Origin of the sequence: Arthrobacter sp. UNC362MFTsu5.1, from assembly GCF_000685965.1 — a bacterium.
Taxonomy (GTDB): domain Bacteria; phylum Actinomycetota; class Actinomycetes; order Actinomycetales; family Micrococcaceae; genus Arthrobacter.
Map to the genome: position 1 here is coordinate 41,955 of NZ_JMLE01000005.1, position 19,637 is coordinate 61,591.

At 64.5% G+C, this 19,637-nt stretch carries 19 protein-coding genes; 1 reads left to right on the top strand and 18 read right to left on the bottom strand.

All coding sequences use genetic code 11. From position 1 onward, the window contains the following. Positions 1 to 15 precede the first annotated feature (15 nt). The 9 genes from BS38_RS0106645 to BS38_RS0106680 all read right to left on the bottom strand — a co-directional run bounded on the left by BS38_RS0106645 (position 16) and on the right by BS38_RS0106680 (position 7,401). Positions 16 to 909 carry a F0F1 ATP synthase subunit gamma gene (locus BS38_RS0106645; RefSeq protein WP_028270091.1) on the bottom strand — a complete coding sequence of 298 codons (894 nt, stop codon included), beginning with the start codon at positions 907 to 909 and terminating at the stop codon, positions 16 to 18. 76 nt (positions 910 to 985) lie between these two features. Continuing rightward, on the bottom strand, positions 986 to 2,623 hold the full coding sequence (gene atpA / locus BS38_RS0106650; protein ID WP_028270092.1) for a F0F1 ATP synthase subunit alpha: 1,638 nt from the start codon (positions 2,621 to 2,623) through the stop codon (positions 986 to 988). Between the two features lie 82 nt (positions 2,624 to 2,705). After that, positions 2,706 to 3,533 carry a F0F1 ATP synthase subunit delta gene (locus BS38_RS0106655; protein WP_028270093.1) on the bottom strand — a complete coding sequence of 276 codons (828 nt, stop codon included), beginning with the start codon at positions 3,531 to 3,533 and terminating at the stop codon, positions 2,706 to 2,708. Then, entirely contained in the window at positions 3,533 to 4,081 is a 549-nt protein-coding gene (locus BS38_RS0106660; protein WP_011692450.1) for a F0F1 ATP synthase subunit B, read from the bottom strand. Before BS38_RS0106660 ends, BS38_RS0106655 begins: the two co-directional genes overlap by 1 nt. 53 nt (positions 4,082 to 4,134) lie before the next feature. Beyond that, positions 4,135 to 4,353 (bottom strand): ATP synthase F0 subunit C, encoded by a 219-nt coding sequence (atpE, locus tag BS38_RS0106665; protein ID WP_011692451.1) that lies wholly within the window; start codon positions 4,351 to 4,353, stop codon positions 4,135 to 4,137. An 80-nt stretch (positions 4,354 to 4,433) separates the two neighbouring features. Further along, positions 4,434 to 5,234, bottom strand: coding sequence for a F0F1 ATP synthase subunit A (gene atpB, locus BS38_RS0106670; protein WP_028270094.1), 801 nt, complete (start codon positions 5,232 to 5,234; stop codon positions 4,434 to 4,436). A 91-nt stretch (positions 5,235 to 5,325) separates the two neighbouring features. Then, positions 5,326 to 5,625, bottom strand: a complete 300-nt coding sequence (locus tag BS38_RS26655; protein ID WP_081818837.1) for a hypothetical protein — start codon at positions 5,623 to 5,625, stop codon at positions 5,326 to 5,328. Between the two features lie 16 nt (positions 5,626 to 5,641). Beyond that, entirely contained in the window at positions 5,642 to 6,133 is a 492-nt protein-coding gene (locus BS38_RS0106675; protein WP_028270095.1) for a hypothetical protein, read from the bottom strand. 107 nt (positions 6,134 to 6,240) lie between these two features. Next, positions 6,241 to 7,401, bottom strand: coding sequence for an MraY family glycosyltransferase (locus BS38_RS0106680; RefSeq protein ID WP_028270096.1), 1,161 nt, complete (start codon positions 7,399 to 7,401; stop codon positions 6,241 to 6,243). 296 nt (positions 7,402 to 7,697) lie between these two features. Between BS38_RS0106680 and BS38_RS0106685 the strand changes: the two genes are divergently transcribed. Beyond that, the gene (locus BS38_RS0106685) at positions 7,698 to 8,594 is read left to right on the top strand and encodes a glycosyltransferase (protein WP_028270097.1); all 897 of its coding nucleotides are present in this window, start codon (positions 7,698 to 7,700) and stop codon (positions 8,592 to 8,594) included. A 28-nt stretch (positions 8,595 to 8,622) separates the two neighbouring features. Here BS38_RS0106685 and BS38_RS0106690 read toward each other — a convergent pair whose 3' ends face one another. The 9 genes from BS38_RS0106690 to lysA all read right to left on the bottom strand — a co-directional run bounded on the left by BS38_RS0106690 (position 8,623) and on the right by lysA (position 19,632). Further along, positions 8,623 to 9,381, bottom strand: coding sequence for a WecB/TagA/CpsF family glycosyltransferase (locus tag BS38_RS0106690; RefSeq protein ID WP_028270098.1), 759 nt, complete (start codon positions 9,379 to 9,381; stop codon positions 8,623 to 8,625). After that, positions 9,378 to 10,085 (bottom strand): L-threonylcarbamoyladenylate synthase, encoded by a 708-nt coding sequence (locus BS38_RS0106695; RefSeq protein ID WP_028270099.1) that lies wholly within the window; start codon positions 10,083 to 10,085, stop codon positions 9,378 to 9,380. The genes BS38_RS0106690 and BS38_RS0106695 overlap by 4 nt, the downstream gene beginning before the upstream one ends. 36 nt (positions 10,086 to 10,121) lie before the next feature. Next, a complete protein-coding gene (prmC, locus tag BS38_RS0106700) occupies positions 10,122 to 11,006 on the bottom strand; it encodes a peptide chain release factor N(5)-glutamine methyltransferase (protein WP_028270100.1) in 885 nt (294 codons plus the stop codon). A gap of 18 nt (positions 11,007 to 11,024) precedes the next feature. Then, complete coding sequence (gene prfA, locus BS38_RS0106705; protein WP_028270101.1) at positions 11,025 to 12,098, bottom strand: peptide chain release factor 1; 1,074 nt, start codon at positions 12,096 to 12,098, stop codon at positions 11,025 to 11,027. A gap of 108 nt (positions 12,099 to 12,206) precedes the next feature. Next, positions 12,207 to 14,393, bottom strand: coding sequence for a transcription termination factor Rho (gene rho / locus BS38_RS0106710; protein ID WP_028270102.1), 2,187 nt, complete (start codon positions 14,391 to 14,393; stop codon positions 12,207 to 12,209). Positions 14,394 to 14,734: 341 nt separating this feature from the next. Further along, positions 14,735 to 15,721, bottom strand: coding sequence for a homoserine kinase (thrB, locus tag BS38_RS0106715; RefSeq protein ID WP_231511109.1), 987 nt, complete (start codon positions 15,719 to 15,721; stop codon positions 14,735 to 14,737). A 2-nt stretch (positions 15,722 to 15,723) separates the two neighbouring features. Further along, a complete protein-coding gene (gene thrC / locus BS38_RS0106720; protein ID WP_028270104.1) occupies positions 15,724 to 16,830 on the bottom strand; it encodes a threonine synthase in 1,107 nt (368 codons plus the stop codon). Next, positions 16,831 to 18,147 (bottom strand): homoserine dehydrogenase, encoded by a 1,317-nt coding sequence (locus tag BS38_RS0106725; RefSeq protein ID WP_028270105.1) that lies wholly within the window; start codon positions 18,145 to 18,147, stop codon positions 16,831 to 16,833. Next, positions 18,148 to 19,632: a diaminopimelate decarboxylase gene (gene lysA, locus BS38_RS0106730; protein WP_028270106.1), complete on the bottom strand. Its 1,485-nt coding sequence runs from the start codon at positions 19,630 to 19,632 to the stop codon at positions 18,148 to 18,150. Positions 19,633 to 19,637: the final 5 nt, after the last annotated feature.

Sequence of the window (19,637 nt, forward strand, 5' to 3'; positions counted from 1 at the left end):
CCGCAACCGTGCTGGCTAGGACGCGCTCAAAGCGTCGGCGCCGGCCACGATTTCGGAAAGCTCCTGCGTAATTTCAGCCTGGCGGGCAGTGTTGCGCAGACGCGTGTACTTCTTGATGAGGTCCGTGGCGTTGTCACCGGCAGACTTCATCGCCCGCTGACGGGCTGCGAGCTCGGAAGCTGCTGCCTGCAACATTGCGGCGAAGATACGTGATTCGATGTAGCGCGGCAGCAGTGCGTCAAGCACCTGCTCCGTTTCCGGTTCGAACTCGTAGAGCGGCAGGAGGTCCGATTCGGACTGTGCCTGCTCTTCGACGACCTCGAGGGGAAGCAGTCGGATGACCGTAGGTTCCTGCGTCACCATGGACTTGAAGCGGGTGTACACGACGTGGATCTCGTCCACGCCGTCCTCTTCGTACGCGGTGGCAAAATCCTCCAGCAGCGCTGCGCCGATTTCCTGCGCGGTCGCAAACTCCGGTGAATCCGTGTTGCCGGTCCATACCCGTGCGTAAGGACGGTTGCGGAAATCGAAGTACGCCTGTGCCTTGCGGCCGACAACGTACGTTTTGACTTCCTTGCCTTCCTCGTGAAGCAGCTCGGTGAGGCCTTCCGCCTGCTTGAGCACACTTGCCGAGTAGGAACCTGCAAGGCCACGGTCCGAGGTGATGACCAGGACGGCGGCACGGCGGATCTGCTCGGGCTCGGTGACCAGCGGGTGGTCGATTTCACTCTGGCTAGCGACAGCAGAAACGGCACGCGTAATCGCGTTTGCGTAAGGCAGTGAAGCCGCTACGCGTGCGCGGGCCTTGCCGATGCGCGAGGTAGCGATCAGTTCCATCGCCTTGAAGATCTTGCGCATCGACGTCGTCGAGCTGATCTTCTGGCGGTAGACCCGAATCTGGGCTCCCATACTTATCCTTTCCTAAGATCCCGGTGGCCGGGACTGCCGGAACCCGTCGGGGTCCCGGCAGTCCCTGCCAGCGAAACTAGCGCTTCTGCTTGACGATTTTTTCCTGGTCGACCTGCGCCTCGTCGATGGGGGCATGTTCCTCGTGCCCCGCACCAACCAGGAGGTTGTCGCCCTCGCCGAAGAAGCCCTTCTTGAAGGCCACGATCGAGGTCTTCAGTGCTTCTGCGGTGTCATCGTCCATGACGTTGGTCTGTGCCAGCGTCGTCAGGATGGAGGACTTGTGCTTCAGGTGCTCCAGGAACTCGGTCTCGAAGCGGTTGATGTCCTCAACCGGAACGTCGTCCAGGTAGCCGTTGGTACCGGCCCAGATGGACACAACCTGGTTCTCGACCGGGAACGGCGAGTACTGGCCCTGCTTGAGCAGTTCCATCAGGCGTGCGCCACGGGTCAGCTGCTGGCGCGATGCGGCGTCGAGGTCCGACGCGAACATTGCGAATGCCTGCATGTCGCGGTACTGGGCCAATTCCAGCTTCAAGGTACCGGAGACCTTCTTCATGGACTTGACCTGTGCTGCGCCACCCACGCGGGAAACCGAGACACCCACGTCGACTGCGGGACGCTGGTTGGCGTTGAAGAGGTCCGACTGCAGGAAGATCTGGCCATCGGTAATGGAGATCACGTTGGTCGGGATGTAAGCGGAGACGTCGTTTGCCTTGGTCTCGATGAGCGGCAGGCCGGTCATCGAGCCGGCGCCCAGCTCGTCGGAGAGCTTGGCACAACGCTCCAGCAGGCGGGAGTGCAAGTAGAAGACGTCGCCCGGGTAGGCTTCGCGTCCCGGCGGGCGGCGGAGCAGCAGTGACACTGCACGGTAGGCCTCGGCCTGCTTGGAAAGGTCATCGAACACGATGAGGACGTGCTTGCCGCCGTACATCCAGTGCTGGCCAATGGCCGAACCGGCGTAAGGGGCCAGGTACTTGAAGCCTGCGGGGTCGGACGCGGGGGAAGCCACAATGGTGGTGTATTCCAGTGCGCCGTTGTCCTCGAGCGTCTGGCGAACAGCCGCGATGGTGGACGCCTTCTGGCCGATGGCCACGTAGATGCAGCGCACCTGCTTGGTGACATCTCCGGAAGCCCAGTTGGCCTTCTGGTTGATGATCGTGTCGATGGCGATTGCCGACTTGCCGGTCTGGCGGTCGCCAATGATCAGCTGACGCTGGCCGCGGCCGATCGGGATCATGGCGTCGATAGCCTTCAGACCGGTCTGCATCGGCTCGTGCACCGACTTGCGCTGGGTCACGCCGGGCGCCTGGAGTTCCAGTGCACGGGTGGTTTCAGCCTTGATCTCGCCGAGGTCGTCGATCGGCTGGCCCAGCGGGTCAACCACGCGGCCGAGGAAGGCATCGCCAACCGGCACGGACAGAACCTGACCCGTACGGTGGACTTCCTGGCCCTCTTCGATTCCGGTGAAGTCACCGAGGATGATGACACCGATTTCGCGGACGTCGAGGTTCTGGGCCAGGCCCAGCGTGCCGTCTTCGAAACGAAGCAACTCGTTCGCCATGACCGAGGGAAGGCCCTCAACACGGGCGATGCCGTCACCTGCGGTGGTCACACGGCCGACCTCTACGCGCTCTGCGTTTCCGGGTTCGTAGGACGCCGCGAACTCGTTCAACGCAATACGGACGTCGTCGGCGTTGATGGTCAATTCGGCCATCTGCAGTCCCTGCTCTCCTGTTTTCGTGATCATCGTTGTCACGATGACCGGGGTTTCTATCAGTTAAGTTGTGCTTGTCCGGTTAGCCGGCAAGCTGACGCTGGAGCTGGCCCAGGCGGTTCAGTACAGAAGCGTCTACCACTTCATCACCGACCTGGATCCGGATGCCACCGATCAGTGCCGGGTCAACGTTCATGTTGATCTTGAGCTCGCGCCCGTACAGCGCATTCAGCGCTGCCTGCAACCGGCTGGTCTGCGTTTCCGTCAGCGGACGGGTGACGCTGACCGTTGCGATCCAGCGCTGCTGGCGCTTGGCTGCAAGCTCGGCGAAACGGCGTACCAGGTTTGTCACCTTGAGGCCGCGCGGCTGCGAAACTGCCTGTCCGATAAGGACTTTCGCTTCCTCGCTTGCGTGGGGAACGAGCTTCTCGGCGAGGGCAGTCTTGGCAGCCGGGCTCGCCTGCGGCTCGGACAGAGCACGCTGTACCTCGTGGCTGGAACCGACGGCCTGGTTGAAGGAGAACAGATCGTTCTCCAGCGTTTCCAGTCCGGTGATCCCTGAGGCAGAGACGGCCGACTTGTTCTCAGCAACGGCAATTACCACCGAAGCGGCAAGAGTCTCGAGTGCATCGCCGATATCCCGAGCCGACGCCCAGCGTGAACCGGCCAGTCCGCTCGCGATTTCCGCAGCATCAGTGGAGACTTTCCCACTGAAGAGCTGCTTGACCAGTGCCGACTTTTCGTCACCGCTGCGGGACGGGTCAGTCAGGGCACGGCGCAAACCAGCCGAGCTGTCCACCGTTCCCAGGATTCCGAAGAGTTCCTTTGCCAACTGCAGCGAAGCGAAGGGAAGCTTGGCTTCCAATGCCACCAGCGCCGCGGTCAGCGATTCGCTCGATACACCTGCCATTACTTAGCTGCACCTGCGTTCTGGTTCTCCAGATCTGCCAGGAAACGGTCAACCACGCGGGCTGCACGTGCATCATCGCTCAGTGACTCGCCGACGATGCGGCTTGCCAGCGTGGTAGCCAGCGTGCCGACTTCGGCGCGCAGCGACACAACGGCAGCCTGGCGCTCGGATTCGATCTGAGCGTGGGCGTGCGCGGTGATGCGGGCAGACTCTGCAGCTGCCTTTTCCTTCAGGTCCGCGAGGATCTGGGCGCCTTCGGCACGGGCTTCCTCGCGGATGCGGTTGGCTTCTGCACGGGCGTCGGTGAGCTGCTGCTTGTACTCTTCGAGTGCAGCAGAAGCCTCTGCCTGGGCCTTTTCAGCCTTGGCGATGCCACCTTCAATAGCCTCGGCACGCTCCGCGAACGTCTTCTCGAACATCGGGACAACGAACTTGACCACGATGTAAAAGAGGACAGCAAAGCCGGCCAGGACTACGCCCATTTCCCAAGGGTTGGGAACGAGCGGATTAGTGCCTTCGGTGGCGGCTGAGATGATCGTCTGATTCATATTTCACCCGTCCTTATCTACTCGGTTTCTGGATGTTCGCTAAGTTCTAACGCTTAGGAGAGAACGAAAGCGAAGACCAGGCCGAGGATGGCGAGTGCTTCAGTCAGCGCAAGGCCGAGGAATGCGATCGGCTGCAGGACGCGCTGGGCTTCCGGCTGACGTGCCACACCATTGATGTAAGCCGCGAACACGAGACCCACACCGATACCACCGCCGATAGCGGAGAGGCCGTAGCCGATGAGGTTGAGGGAGCCGTTGATGGAGCCTTCCATTTTTCTTCCTTTCAAGATGCCACCCGTGTGGCAGGTTGTTTGGGTTGCTTCATCCCCGCGAAGGGGAAGTTTGTGGGTGCCTAGTGGCTGTCCGCGTGCAGTGCGCCTTCAATGTAGATGGCAGTCAGCAGCGTGAAAACGTAAGCCTGCAGCGCCATGATCAGCGCTTCCAGCATGTACATGGCGATGGCGCCGACGAGAACCAGTACCGAGGTGCCCTTCAGGAGGATGTTCTCCTGCATGACCAGGTACTCGATGCCGGATCCGGCGATCATCACAATCAGGTGTCCGGCCAGCATGGTGGCGAACAGACGGAGGCTGTGCGTGACAGGGCGGACCAGGAAGTTGGAAATGATCTCGATCGGAATAACGATCGGGAGGATGTACACCGGCACGCCCGAGGGAACAGTGGCCAGCTTGAAGTACTTGAGACCGTTCTTCTTGACGCCGATGCCGATCCAGGTCAGGTAGACGATGGCTGCCAGCACATAGGCGCCGCCGACGTGCGAGAAGCTCGGAAGCTGGATCAGCGGGATGGCGCCGTAGATGTTGTTCACCAGAATGAAGAAGAAGAGGCTGAACAACAGCGGGACGTACTTAATGAAGTCCTTGCCGCCAATGATGTCCTTGGCGATGCTGTTGCGGACGAAGCCGTAGGCGGCTTCACCTGCAAACTGCAGTTTGCCGGGAACAAGCTGCTGCTTCCGCGCAGCTAGCAGAAAGAATGTAGCGATAATGACGACCGACAGGATAACCAGCAGCATCTGCTTGGAGAATCCGTCTGCCGCACCCCACGGCAGGATTGCCGGCAGGTGCATTTCTTCAATTCCAGGAGGGTTGAACTCTCCTGAATCTTGGGCCGGGAGCGCAAGCGCGATCAACGCGTTTCCTCTCTGCAGTGTCCATCATTGGGCGTTGGTGAGGGTCCGGCGATCTTCATGTCCGCCCTTCCCCTTGTGAAATTGTTAGGCATTACTGTTCCTCGTCCTTGGACGGGCCGCTGGCTGCACTGTCTTCACCAGGTGACGTTCTGTTACTGGTGAGTCCGTGCATATGAGAAAGATAGAACCCTCCCGCAGCTCCAAGCAGAGCGCCTGCGAGCACAATCCAGCGGGTTCCCCACAGATAATCCAGACCCCACCCTATCAAACTCCAGACGATGATTCCGCCAATTATGTAGCTAAAGACGGCGATGCCGGCGTTGTATCCGCCGTCCCCGCCGTCGGAAGATACGCCTGCGGAACCTTGGGTGGTTTTGGGGATTTCCCGCATGTTTTTTCGCTTCGAATTACGGCTGTTCATCATTGCCGTCTTTCACGGGTTCGGGGTCGTTATAGATGCGGAGGCGGGCCTTGCTGAATCCGTAGATCTCTGCCGCCTGCCAGAACACGACGGCTGTGACGGCGCCGATGAGGAACCAGCGGGCGTGGAGCCATTCGGGTGCTCCGATAACGAAGAGCACCACGGCGAAACCCACGACTTTGACGAAGTAGGTGACAACAAAGACCCCGATGGCGCCCGAGGGATTGTTCCGTCCGACAAAATGGCCCACCAGGAGGCTGATTCCGAAGAACGCCATCACAAGGAGGCCGCCGAAAGTGCTTGAGAGCACTCCCCCGCCGCCGTTGAGGATCGCGGCCGGTATTCCGGCGAGCACCAGGCCGGCCAGGGCCGCACCTGCGCTCAGCTTCAAGAGTCCCAGCCAGAGTGATTTTGTGGGGCCGGAGACACCAACGGGTCCGTTACCGGATCTGTGTCCGGGATCGGCGTTGGAGGTCATCAGATCCCAATCGTCGTGTACTGCGGGCTGGCAAAGGAGGGTGCGGCGAAGAGCTGCACTGAAATTCTACATGAGATAGAAATTATTCGGAAAAGGGTGTCGAAAGCTCACTCCTGCCCCGCTGCTTCCGCTTCGGCCTCGTACTCCCCTTCCGACCGCGGCCCCGGCCCGGGCGCCTTGTCGCGAAGGTACGGCCATGCGGTGACCACGGCCATGACCGCGGCCGCCGCGACGTCCGCAGCCAGCACAAGCTGCCACGGGAAGATGGCGAAGGCCAGGCCCCCGAACGCCAGCACGCAGGTCCAGGCGTACATCAGGATGACGGATGCGCGATGGGAGTAGCCAATGTCCATCAGCTTGTGGTGCAGGTGTCCGCGGTCCGCGGACCAGGGCGAACGTCCCAGCGCAGTACGCCGCACCACCGCAAGGCTGAGGTCCAGCAACGGCAGGAACAGCACTGCGAACGGCAGGAGGATGGGGATGATCGTCGGTATACCGTTGGCCCGGTCGTAAAGCCCGGAGGTGATCTGGCCCGTTGAGACAATGCCGGCGGAGGCCATGAGGAGTCCGATCAGCATGGCGCCGGAGTCCCCCATGAAGATCTTCGAGGGAAACCAGTTGTGCGGCAGGAAGCCTGCGCAGCTGCCCACCACCACCGCAGTGAGCAGCGTCGCGAGATCCGAATAGTCGAGCAGGACGGCCGACCTGTGCACCCAGTAGGCGGTCAGGAAGAACGCCGCGCCGCCGATGATGGCCACGCCGGCGGCGAGCCCGTCCAGCCCGTCGATGAAGTTGAACGCGTTCATGGTGGTGACGATCAGCCCCGCGGTGAGGACGATGCGGACGATCTCATTCTCAAGCAGGATCGGCTCGGGTATCAACGGCAGGATGCTCATCCTCACGCCCCAGATGGCCACCACCATGGCAGCAGCGCTCTGGCCGATCAGTTTCACCCACCACCGGAGGTCCAGGAGGTCGTCGGCGAGACCCACGATGACGATCAGCGTGGCGCCGGCCAGCACGCCCCAGGGCGAGGCGTTGCCGCGGAAGATGTCCTTGACGAAGAAGGACTGGCTCGCCACGATCAGCGCCACCAGGAATCCCGCGTAAATGCCCAGGCCTCCCAGCCGGGAGACTTTATGGGAGTGGGTGTCACGGCTGCGGATCGGCGAGAAAAGCTCAAGCCTGTTGCCGATCAGCCGTGCACCCCAGGTGGCGGCGAAGGACACGCCTGCGGCCGTCAGCATCATCAGCAGGTACATGATCATGGGGAAGCCACCTTCCCCGCGCCGTTGACGGAACCAACCCTCGACAGTGTGTATCCCTGCAGACCGGTCAGTGGCCGGCGGCAGGGATAGCTAGGGTTCGATTGCTGTGGAACTGACTTTCGATAAATGAAACTTCTCCGTCGCCGTGCGCGCGGCAGGCAGTGCTTGGTGCCTGACAGGGCTGTATTACAGTGGACTCTAGTCAAGATACTAATGCCAACGGCTGGCTGGCTTCGCGTCACACGGCCCATTGCCGGCGGGAAATCCACCGGCGGCCGTGTTGAAAGGAACCAGCGATGTCCCCCTCGGTTGCAGTTGCCGCCGTGACGTTTGACCGTCCCCGCGAGCTCGCCGTCCTGCTGAATGCCATCAACCGGCAGAGCTCTCCGGTCCATTCCATTTGCCTCGTGGACAGCGGCACCGTGCCTGCCAAAGAGGTGGCGGACCAGCACGCGAACGTGGACTACGTCCGGTCCGAAGCGAACCTTGGCGGCGCCGGTGGTTTTTCCCTGGCCGTCCTGAAGGCGGTTGCCAGCGGCGCTGACTGGATCTGGATGATGGACGACGACGCCGAACCCGGCGACCCGGAATGCCTCGCCACGCTGCTCCGGGAAGCCGAAGCCCGCGGCCTGGATGCTGTGGTCCCGCTCGTTGCCGCGCCGGGCCACCCGGACCGGCTGTCCTTTTTCTTCCGCCTCGACGGTAAAGTCACCCACGACCGGGCGGAAGTGGAGAAGCTTGGCTTCCTGCCCGACGACGGCCACTTCTTCAACGGAGCGCTGATCCGGTCGGACGTCTTCTTCAAGGTGGGCCTGCCCGACATGCGGCTTTTCATCCGCGGCGACGAGGTGGACTTCACCATCAGGCTCCGGAAGGCGGGCATCCGCTTTGGCACGGTAACCACCACCGCCATCACGCATCCGCACGCCTTTGCCGAAACGCAGCACGTATTTGGCGCCAGGTGGCACGTGATCGTTCCCGAGACGGCGTTCAAGCGCTACTACTACTACCGCAACCGCGGCTACCTGATCCGCCGCCACTTCCGCGTGAAGTCGCTCGTGGCGGACGTTGGCGGCTACCTCGGCTACTTCCTGCGCCGCGGCGACTTCCGCGGCCTGGCGGATTGGTTCCGGGCGTTTTCCACCGGCCTGCGCGGCAAGGGCTTCGGTCCCCTGAAGGACCAGAAGTTCTAGCCTGTTCTAGCTTGGAAAACGGCGGATCCTAGCCGTTCTGCCTGAGTCGTTTCCGGACCAGGAGGGCCAGCAGCACCCACGGTTCACCGAAAACACGATAGGCCACCCTGCGGGGATGCAGCATGAGCCGCCAGGCCCATTCCAGGCCCAGGCGTCCCAACCAGCGCGGAGCAAGCTTCTGGATTCCGGCGATCTGTTCGATCGCACCGCCCACCGCGCAGTAAACGGCAGGGGGAAGTGCGTCCAGCCTCCGGCGGAGGACCATTTCCTGCAAAGGCATCCCGAGTCCGAGCAGCACCAGCTGCGGACGCAGCTCCTGCAGCCAGGCAACAGCGTCGTTTTCAAGGTCGCTGTTCCAGCCTTCGCCCGGCATGCCGGCCACTTTGGCATTCGGCACGATCCCGGCCAGGCGCGTCACAGCCCTGGCGTTGGCTTCCGCGCCGGCGCCGAGCACGGCAATTCGTTCAAGGCCTTCCACATTGCCGAGGGCAGGGATCCAGTCGGTGGAACCCAGGCGGTAGTCCATGACGGGCCCGTCGGCATCCCCCGACCGTCCCCACAGCCACAGCACGGGCGCGCCGTCGAGCAGCACGACATCGCTGTTTTCGTAGAGGGCCCGGAATTCCGGATCGGAGTGGAAGAGCGTCACGCTGTGCAGGTTGTGGCCCACCACCGTGCGGGTGCCGCCTTCTGCGACAAAACGGTCGAGCGTGGCCGTCATCCCCTGCACGGTCAGTGGCGTCGCGTCGACACCGAGGACGGGGATGTGCTGCCGGGTGAGAATCATTCGACGCCGGATCCCGTGACGGATTCGTCGGCGGCATTGCCGTCAATGTCCAGGAGTCCGGGAACAACCTCGCGCAGTTTCTCAAGGGCGAGGGCACCCTGGCGCACCACCCTAAGGGGCAGTGCAGTGGCGTCGATAATGGTTGAGGGGAGGGCCTCCGCGTCCGCGCCGCCCTCCGGACGCAGTCCCCCTTCGAGGTAGACCTCAACGGATTCGGCGAGCTGGGTCAGGGCCTCGGCGGCGGTCCGGGCTGCCGGCTGGCCGGTGCGGTTTGCTGACGACACTGCGAGGGGTCCGGTCAGCGTCAACAGGTCCTGAGCGACGTCGTCGGCCGGCATCCGCAACGCGACAGTGCCCTTGGTCTCCCCCAGGTCCCAGTCGAGCGACGGCTGCGCGTGGAAGATCATGGTGAGGCCGCCCGGCCAGAACGCCTCGGCGAGCTTGCGGGCCTCTGCAGGGACGTCCGTTGCCAGCCCGTCCAGGGCGTTGAGCCGCGGGATGAGGACCGGCGGCGGCATCTTCCGGCTGCGGCCCTTGGACGCCAGCAGCATGTTGACAGCCTGGGGCGAGAACGCGTCAGCACCGATTCCGTACACCGTGTCGGTAGGGAACACCACGCATTTGTGTTGGCGGATGGCCCGCTGGGCATTCTCCAGCCCTTCGGCCCGCTGGTCAGCTGCCGTGCAGTCGTAGGTTGTGGTCACTGGCCTATTCTTTCATCACTTCATGGGCTGATTGGTTTATCGGTCCGACGGTGCGGCAAGGACTGCACTCGTGGCGCGTTCCTTGCCGTTGAGGTCCAGGTGCGTCATCACGTCTGACCAGAGGCCCGAGGCCTTCAGCATGGCTGCGATCCATGTTGCCTGGACTTCGGCGTGTTCCATGACGAAGTAGCCGCCGGAAACCAGCAGCCGTGCGGCAGACGCCGCCGCCGCCGTCGGGAGTTCCATCCCGTCCGCTCCCCCGCCGTACAGCGCTTCGGGCGGATCGTGCAAAGCCACTTCGGGTTCGTTGGGAATCGCCTCGGCGGGAATGTACGGCGGGTTTGAAACCACGACGTCGAACGTTCCGTTGTGTTCCGGCAGAGCGTCCCGAAGGTCCCCGCGGAGCAGGGTGACCCCGAGCGGCCGCAGGTTGCGTTCGGCCCAGGCATGGGCAAATTCGCTGAACTCCACGGCGTAGACGTCCGCGCCCGGCACTTCGAGGGCGATGGAGCCGGCAATGGCTCCGGAGCCCGTGCCCAGGTCCACCACCTTGGGACGGCGGGTGCCCTGGGCCGGTTTCTTGAGCCGGTCAATGACCAGCTGGACCACGGACTCGGTCTCCGGCCGTGGAATGAAGACCCCGGGCCCCACGGCCAGCTGCAGGTAGCGGAAGTGGGCCACACCGGTAATGTGCTGCAGCGGCACCCGCTGCGCGCGCTCGGCCACCAGCTCGGCATAGCCGTCGGGCTCCGGGGACGAATCCGCCAGGAGCATGGCCCGCAGCCTGCCCAGGCCGACGCCCAGGAGGTGGTCCGCCAGCAGCTCCGCATCCACGCGCGGGCTGGGAACCCCGGCGTCGTGAAGGATGGCGGTCGCCTCGCGGACGGCTTCCGCCAGGCTCAGCCCAGTTCCGAGTGTCATCGTGCGTGCCGCCGGAGACTATTCGCCGATGGCGTCCAGGCGGGCCTGTTCGTCCATCTCGATGGCCGACTGGATCACGGGTTCCAGGTCGCCATTCATGACCTGGTCCAGGTTGTAGGCCTTGTACCCGGTGCGGTGGTCCGCGATGCGGTTTTCCGGGTAGTTGTAGGTCCGGATGCGCTCGGAACGGTCCATGGTGCGGATCTGGGACTTGCGCTGGGCCGAGTTCTCGGCGTCGATCTGTTCCTGCTGGTGCGCCAGGATGCGGGCGCGCAGCACGCGCATGCCGGCCTCACGGTTCTGCAGCTGGGACTTTTCGTTCTGCATGGCCACCACGATGCCGGTGGGAAGGTGGGTGATGCGCACCGCGGAGTCGGTGGTGTTAACCGACTGCCCGCCCGGCCCCGACGACCGGTAGACGTCGATCTTGAGGTCGTTCTGGTTGATCTCAAGCTCTTCAGGCTCGTCCACTTCGGGAAGCACAAGGACGCCGGCGGCCGAGGTGTGGATGCGGCCCTGGGATTCCGTCACGGGGACACGCTGCACACGGTGCACGCCGCCTTCGAACTTCAGCCGCGCGTAAACGCCTTCGGCGGGGTCGTTCGAGCTGCCCTTGACGGCCATCTGGACGTCCTTGTAGCCGCCCAGGTCCGATTCGGTGGCCGAAATGAGCTCGGTTTTCCAGCCGCGTGATTCCGCGTAGCGGGTGTACATCCGCAGCAGGTCCGCAGCGAACAGCGCAGCCTCGTCGCCGCCTTCGCCGCCCTTGACCTCGAGAATCACGTTGCGGGCATCGTCCGGATCGCGCGGGATGAGCAGGCGGCGCAGCTTGGCGGCCGCCGTCTCCAGCGAAGCCTCCAGCTCAGGCACCTCGGCGGCAAACTCAGGGTCCTCGTCCGCCATTTCCCTGGCCGCCGCGAGGTCGTCCCGAATACCCTCCCAGCGGTGGTAGGCCTCGACAATGCCGTTCAACTGAGCAGACCGCCGCCCAAGCTTCCGGGCTAGCCGCTGGTCAGCATAAACGGCAGGATCCCCCAGCTGCGCCTGGATGGCATCATGCTCATCAAGCAGGCCCTGTACGGACTCAAACATTTTCAAAACCTCTTTCGACTCTTACAAGTCTAGTTTCGTGGGACTTAACGACGAACCGCCCAAAGTATGCCGGCCACAGGGTCGGCATACTTTGAGCGGTAAGCACAGCTACTTGTCGTTATCCGACTTCGCACCAAGCGTCGTCTTCTGAACCTGCATGAGGAACTCGACGTTGCTCTGGGTCTCCCGGATCTTGTTGGTCAGCAGCTCAAGGCTCTGCTGCGTTTCGAGTCCGGAGAGGACACGGCGCAGCTTCCACATGATCTTGACTTCCTCGGGGGAAAGCAGGTTCTCTTCGCGGCGGGTACCGGACGCGTTGACGTCCACTGCCGGGAAGATGCGCTTGTCAGCCAGCTGGCGGGACAGGCGCAGTTCCATGTTGCCGGTGCCCTTGAACTCTTCGAAGATGACCTCGTCCATCTTGGAACCGGTCTCGACGAGCGCGGTGGCCAGGATGGTGAGCGAGCCGCCATTTTCGATGTTGCGGGCTGCACCGAAGAAGCGCTTCGGCGGGTACAGCGCTGCCGAGTCGACGCCACCGGACAGGATACGGCCGGAAGCCGGTGCCGCCAGGTTGTAGGCGCGGCCCAGGCGGGTCATGGAGTCGAGGAGCACCACAACGTCCATGCCCATTTCCACGAGTCGCTTGGCGCGTTCGATGGAGAGCTCGGCCACGGTGGTGTGGTCGTCGGCGGGACGGTCGAAGGTTGAGGCAATGACCTCGCCCTTCACGGTGCGCTGCATGTCCGTGACTTCTTCGGGACGTTCGTCAACGAGCACCATCATGAGGTGGACCTCAGGATTGTTGGTGGTGATCGCGTTGGCGATGGACTGCAGGATGAGCGTCTTGCCGGCCTTCGGCGGCGAGACGATCAGGCCGCGCTGGCCCTTGCCGATCGGGGCAACCAGGTCGATGACGCGGGGGCCGATCTTCTTGGGGTCCGTCTCGAGGCGCAGGCGCTCCGAGGGGTACAGCGGGACGAGCTTCGCGAATTCGACGCGGTCCTTGAGTTCCTCGGGGGTCTTGCCGTTGACGGAGGTGACCCGGACCAGGGCGTTGAACTTCTGGCGGGCGGACTGCTGGCTGCGGTCTTCGCCTTCACGCGGTGCGCGGATGGCGCCGACGACGGCGTCGCCCTTGCGCAGGTTGTACTTCTTGACCTGGGCGAGGGACACGTAGACGTCGTTCGGACCCGGCAGGTAGCCGGAGGTGCGGATGAACGCGTAGTTCTCCAGCACGTCCAGGATGCCGGCGACGGGCAGCAGGACATCGTCCTCGGTGACCTCGACATCGTCGACGTCCGGTCCCTGGGCGCGTCCACGACGGCGATCGTTACGGTCGCGGAAGCGGTCGTTGCGGGAGTTATCCCGGTTGTCGCGGCTGTTGTCCTGGCCGCCCGTCCGGTCGTTGCGGTCACGGCGGTTGCGGCGGTTGCGGCGGCTTCCGCCGTCGGCATCGTCGCTCTCGCGGGTGTCGTCCCGGCGGGTCGTTTCACGCGTAACGGCGGTTTCGCCGCCGTCGCGGCCGCCACGGGTGCGGGTTGCCTGGCGTTCGTTGCGCTGACCGGCTTCGGCTGCTTCGCCGCCCTGGTCTGCGCCGCGCTGTTCGCGCTGCTCACCGCCACGCTGTTCCGTGCGCTGCTCGGAAACGCGCTGCTCGGAAACGCGCTGCTCGGAAACACGCTGTTCGGAGACGCGCTGCTCGGCAGGCGCCTGGGCCGGCGCTTCAGCCTCGGCGGCGGGGGCCGTCGCCTGGGCGGCTGCTTCACCGCGGCGCCGGTTCCGGGTGCGGGGCTGGCGGCGCTCTGCAGCTTCCGGTGCAGCACCTTCGGACACAGCGGCCTGGGCGGCTTCCGGAGCCGCGGGCGCTTCGCTGGGAGCGGCCTCCGGTGCCGGTGCCTCGGTGGCGGGAGCGGTGACAACGCCGTCGCTGCCGGCACGGCGGCTGCGGCCACGGCGGGCACGGGTGCCTTCCGCTGCGGGAGCCTCTGCAGCTTCAGCTACAGGGGCGGCCGCTGCCGGCGCAGTAGCCCGTGCCGAGATGTTTTCGCCGGTCTTGTCAGCGCCCTTGGCCGGAGCCTTGGTGGCTGAAGTGCCTGCACGGTGGGCGGAAATGGCGGTCACCAGATCGCCCTTGCGCATGCGGGATCCGCCGGAGATACCGAGCTGGCTGGCAAGAGCCTGCAGCTGGGCGAGCTTAAGGCCGGCAAGGCCGCTGCTCTTGGCGGGTGCTGCCGACAAGTCGGTAGCAGAAGATATGTCCACAGCTGGAGACAGCTCAGTGGTTTCGGTCACGAAGGATCCTTCCCCCTCGACGGCGTCCAGACTGGGAGCTGGACGCGATGATTTGATCTGGGCTGCAGTTCAGATCTGCAGCCGGATTTCGGCCTTGCCGGATGGAATTCGGCCAGCAGGGCCGGATACTGATACGCCTCGAACATTCCAAGAAGAGAACGGAATGGCGGACTGACGGTTCAGGGGTGCAGAGCGATTCTGCAGATTCCTGCGACAGACCAAAGCAGGCGGCACCGGAGACTGTTGCGCAGTTGAAGTTCAGAGCAGCAAACGATTAGACAGGCGCCATGGCCAACATCGGATTCGTCGTGACTGCGGGTTTCTTTAAACTGCCTGCGGGATTACCGCCGGTGCACTCCCACTTTAGCACCTTCAACGTCCACCGCCAGCTTCATCACACGCCAGCCGACATCCGGCGTGTTGGCCCGCGTGTAGGCCTCGATGAAGCCCACCACTGCGGCGGCCTCTTCTTCCCCGTTGGCGAGGACCAGGACAGTCGGTCCGGCGCCGGAAACAACGGCAGCGTGTCCTGCATAACGCAGCGCACGGATCAGGTCCGCGCTGGGGCGCATGGCTTCCGCGCGGTAGCTCTGGTGGAGGTAGTCCTCCGTGCCGGCCAGCAGGAATTCCGGCTTGCTGGTGAGGGCATGGATGAGCAGCGCGGCCCGGCCCGAGTTCATGGCGGCAGCATGGTGGCCCACCGATGCCGGCAGCAGTGCGCGTGCCGCTTCGGTGGACAGCTCATAGTCAGGTACGGCAACGACCGGGATCACCGAATCCGACACCGTGGCGCAGGTGCTGCTGTACTGGTCACTGTCCTGCCATGACAGCGCCAGCCCGCCGAATATGGCCGGTGCCACGTTGTCAGGATGGCCTTCCATCTCGCTGGTGAGCTGCAGGATCCAGTCCTTGCCGCGGCGGGACGGCTCCGGCACCAGCGCATTCGCGGCCGTGACCGCGGCCACCACGGCCGAGGCCGAAGAGCCCAGGCCGCGGCCGTGGGGGTTGACGTTGTCCGCCGTGATCTTCAGGCCCTGGTGCCGGAAGCCCAGCCGGTGCAGGGCCTCGGTGATGGCCTTGACCACCAGGTGGCTCGCATCGCGCGGAAGCGTCTCCGCACCCTCGCCGCTCAGTTCGAACTCGAGCTCGCCGCTGCCCAGGGTTTCAACGGTCAGCGTGTCGTGCAGCGAGAGTGCGAGCCCCAGGCTGTCATAGCCGGGGCCAAGGTTGGCGCTGGTGGCGGGCACGCGGACGGTTACCAACTGCCCGGCCGGAACTGCCGGCGCCCCGGCAGCTGACTCGGCCGGCACGGTGAGGGTGGTTTCCAAGGCTATTTTTCTTCCAGGCCAAGTTCGGCGGCCACGGTGACCACGTCGTTGGACACCTTGACGGGCTGGACGTCGCTGCCGTCTTCGGTGCGCAGCGCCCACTGCGGGTCCTTCAGGCCATGGCCGGTCACGGTGATCACGATGGTCTTGCCGGTGGGAACCTGCCCCGCGGCATGCTTCTTGATCAGGCCGGCGACGCCTGCGGCGGAACCGGGTTCCACGAAGACGCCTTCCTTGGCGGAAAGCCAGCGGTGCGCGGCGAGGATCTCATCGTCCGTCACGGCGTCGATGAATCCGCCGGACTCGTCACGGGCTGCGATGGCACCGTCCCAGGAGGCGGGGTTTCCGATCCGGATTGCCGTGGCGATGGTGTCCGGCTCCGTGATGGGGTGGCCTGCGACGAACGGTGCAGCGCCGGCCGCCTGGAATCCCCACATCTGCGGGGTCCTGGTGGACACGGCGGGCAGCGTGCCGGCGGTTTCGGACTCGAACGGGGCGGAGTACTCCTTGTAGCCCTTCCAGTACGCGGTGATGTTACCGGCATTGCCTACCGGGAGGACGTGGATGTCCGGGGCGTCGCCGAGCGCATCCACCACTTCGAAGGCACCGGTCTTCTGCCCCTGGATCCGGGCCGGGTTGACGGAGTTCACCAGGAAAACGGGGTAGGACTCCCCCAGTTTGCGGGCGATGTCCAGGCAGTTGTCGAAGTTCCCGTCCACCTGCAGGAGGGTGGCGCCGTGGGCGATCGCCTGGCTCAGCTTGCCCATGGAGATCTTGCCCTCCGGCACCAGGACGGCGCACTGGAGGCCGGCTGCCGTGGCGTAGGCCGCTGCGGACGCTGACGTGTTGCCGGTGGAGGCGCACACCACTGCCTTGGCGCCCGAGGCCACGGCGGCCGTCATGGCCATGGTCATGCCACGGTCCTTGAAGGAGCCGGTGGGGTTCATGCCTTCGACCTTCAGGTACACAGTGGACCCGGTCAGCTCGGAGAGCTTCTGCGCGTGGACAAGCGGCGTGCCGCCCTCACCGAGGGTGATGACCTTGGTGCTTTCCGTTACGGGCAAACGATCAGCGTATTCGCGGATGACACCGCGCCATTGGTGAGCCACTTAGACTCCTTCTACCCGCAGTACGGATGTAACGGAATTGATGACGTCCAGGCCCTTCACGGCCTGGACGGTCGCTGCCAGTGCAGCTTCGGTTGCGCGGTGGGTGACGATCCGCAGTTCGGCAGATTCCACGTTGGAATCGGCGTCACGGTGGATGGTCTGGCGCATGATCTCGATGGACACGCCGTGCTCCGCGAAGAGCTGGGCGATCTTGGCCAGAACGCCGGGCTGGTCGGCAACGTCCAGGCCGATGTAATAGCTGGTGTTGACGGCGTCGATGGGCAGGGCCGGCACCTGGCCGTTGGTGGTCTCGATCTGCGCCGGGCCGCCCAGGACAATCCGTCGGGCCGCGGAGACGAGGTCGCCCAGCACGGCCGACGCGGTGGGGGTGCCGCCGGCGCCCTGGCCGTAGAACATGAGTTCGCCGGCGTTTTCCGCTTCCACGAAGACGGCGTTGAAGGCACCGTGGACGGCGGCCAGCGGGTGCTCCCGCGGCAGCAGCGTGGGGTGCACGCGGACGGAAACGCCTTCGCTGCCGTCGGCCGCAACAAGCTTCTCGGCGATGGCCAGGAGCTTGATGACGAACCCGGCGTCCTTGGCAGCGGCGATGTCCGCGGCACTGACTTCGGTGATGCCTTCGCAGTGGACGTTCTCGAGGTCGAACCGGGTGTGGAACGACAGCGAGGCCAGGATGGTCGCCTTGGCGGCGGCGTCGAGGCCGCCGACGTCGGCGGTGGGGTCCGCTTCGGCGTAGCCGAGGCGCTGCGCCTCGGCGAGGGCGTCGGCGAACTGCGCACCGGTGGTGTCCATCTGGTCAAGGATGAAGTTGGTGGTGCCGTTCACGATGCCCAGGACACGGGTGATGCGGTCGCCGGAGAGGCTGTCACGGATGGGACGCAGGATCGGGATGGCGCCGGCCACGGCGGCTTCATAGGACAGCTGGACGCCGGCCTTGTCTGCCGCTTCGTACAGCGTGGGGCCGTCCTGGGCCAGCAGGGCCTTGTTGCCGGTGACCACGCTGGCGCCGTTCTGGATGGCGCTGAGGATCAGGGAACGGGCCGGCTCGATGCCGCCCATCAGTTCAATGACGAGGTCGGCGTCCTTGACCAGGGTTTCAGCATCCGTGGTGAACAGCTCCCGCGGCAGCTCGACGTCTCGCGGCGCATCGATGGTGCGAACGGCGATGCCGGTCAGCTCCAGTCGGGCTCCGGTGCGGGCGGCCAGTGATTCGGCGTCATCAATCAGAATCCGCGCCACCTGAGCCCCAACGTTGCCACAGCCCAGCAGGGCTACTTTCAGGGTTCGCAATTCAGTCATTCAGACTCCCATGTCGCGGTTCAGCAGATCTTGTTCGGTTTCCCCGCGGACAATCAGCCGGGCAGATCCGTCGCGCACAGCGACAACGCCCGGCCGGGCCAGATAGTTGTAGTTGCTGGAGAGGGCCCAGCAGTAGGCGCCGGTCCCCGGTACAGCGAGCAGATCACCGGCTGCCACGTCCTCGGGCAGATATACATCTCTAACAACTATGTCGCCGCTCTCGCAATGTTTGCCCACTACGCGGGACAGCTGCGGCGCGGCCCCGGAGGTGCGCGACGCCACAATCGCCGAATAATCCGCGTCGTAGAGCACCGGGCGGGCGTTGTCGCTCATGCCGCCGTCCACCGACACATAGCGGCGCGTGTACGTAACGTTTTCCCCGGCATTCCCGGCATTTTCGGCTGCCGGAGCGTCCACGCGGACGGTCTTGAGGGTTCCCACCTCGTACAGGGTGAACGTGGAGCTGCCTACGATGGCGCGTCCCGGTTCAATCGAGATCCGGGGCGAGTCGATGCCCAGTTCGGCGCAGGTGGAACGCACGACGGCGGCCATCGCCTGGGCGATCTCTGCCGCCGGGCGCGGTGTGTCCACCGGCGTGTAGGCGATGCCGTATCCGCCGCCGAGGTCCAGTTCGGGCAGGACGATGGAGTATTTCTCCTGCATCGACGCGAGGAACTTGAGCAGTTTCACTGCGGCCAGCGCGAAGCCGTCCGGTTCGAAGATCTGCGAGCCGATGTGGCAGTGCAGGCCAAGGAGTTCAATGCTGTGGTAGCTCGTGGCGGCGGCCACGGCTTCCTCGGCCGCGGACAGGCCCGCCTGGTCCGTGGTGTCTTCAGCCATGGACAGGCCGAACTTCTGGTCCTCATGGGCGGTGGCAATGAACTCGTGGGTGTGGGCGTGCACTCCGGGCGTGAGCCGCAGCATCACCCTGGCGGTTTCGCCGCGTTCGGACGCGATCTTGGCGACGCGCTCCAGCTCGGCGAGGCTGTCCACCACAATCCGGCCCAGCTTCATGTCCAGCGCACGGTGGATCTCGGCGTCGGACTTGTTGTTGCCGTGCAGGGCGACGTCGGCGCCCGGGATGCCTGCGCGGTCCGCGACGGCGAGTTCCCCGCCGGAGGCGGTGTCCAGGCGCAGCCCTTCTTCCTCAACCCAGCGGACGACGGCGGTGCACAGGAATGACTTGCCTGCGTAGTAGACATCCACTCCCCCGCAGATGTCCGCGAAGGCGTCGTTGAAAGCGTCACTAAAAGCCCGGGCACGTGCCCTGAAGTCGTTCTCGCTCATCACGAACAGCGGCGTGCCGAACTGGCGCTGGAGCTCACTGACCGGGATGCCGTCAAGGGCGAGTTCACCGGCGTCGTTCCGGGCAACGCCGGCCGCCCAGAGGGGCTCGTGGAGCCTGTTGAGGTCTGCGGGGACGGCAAGCCACTCCGGGGCGAGCGGGGATGCGTAATCTGAGGATTTCCCGTGCTGTGCTGACATGGGGG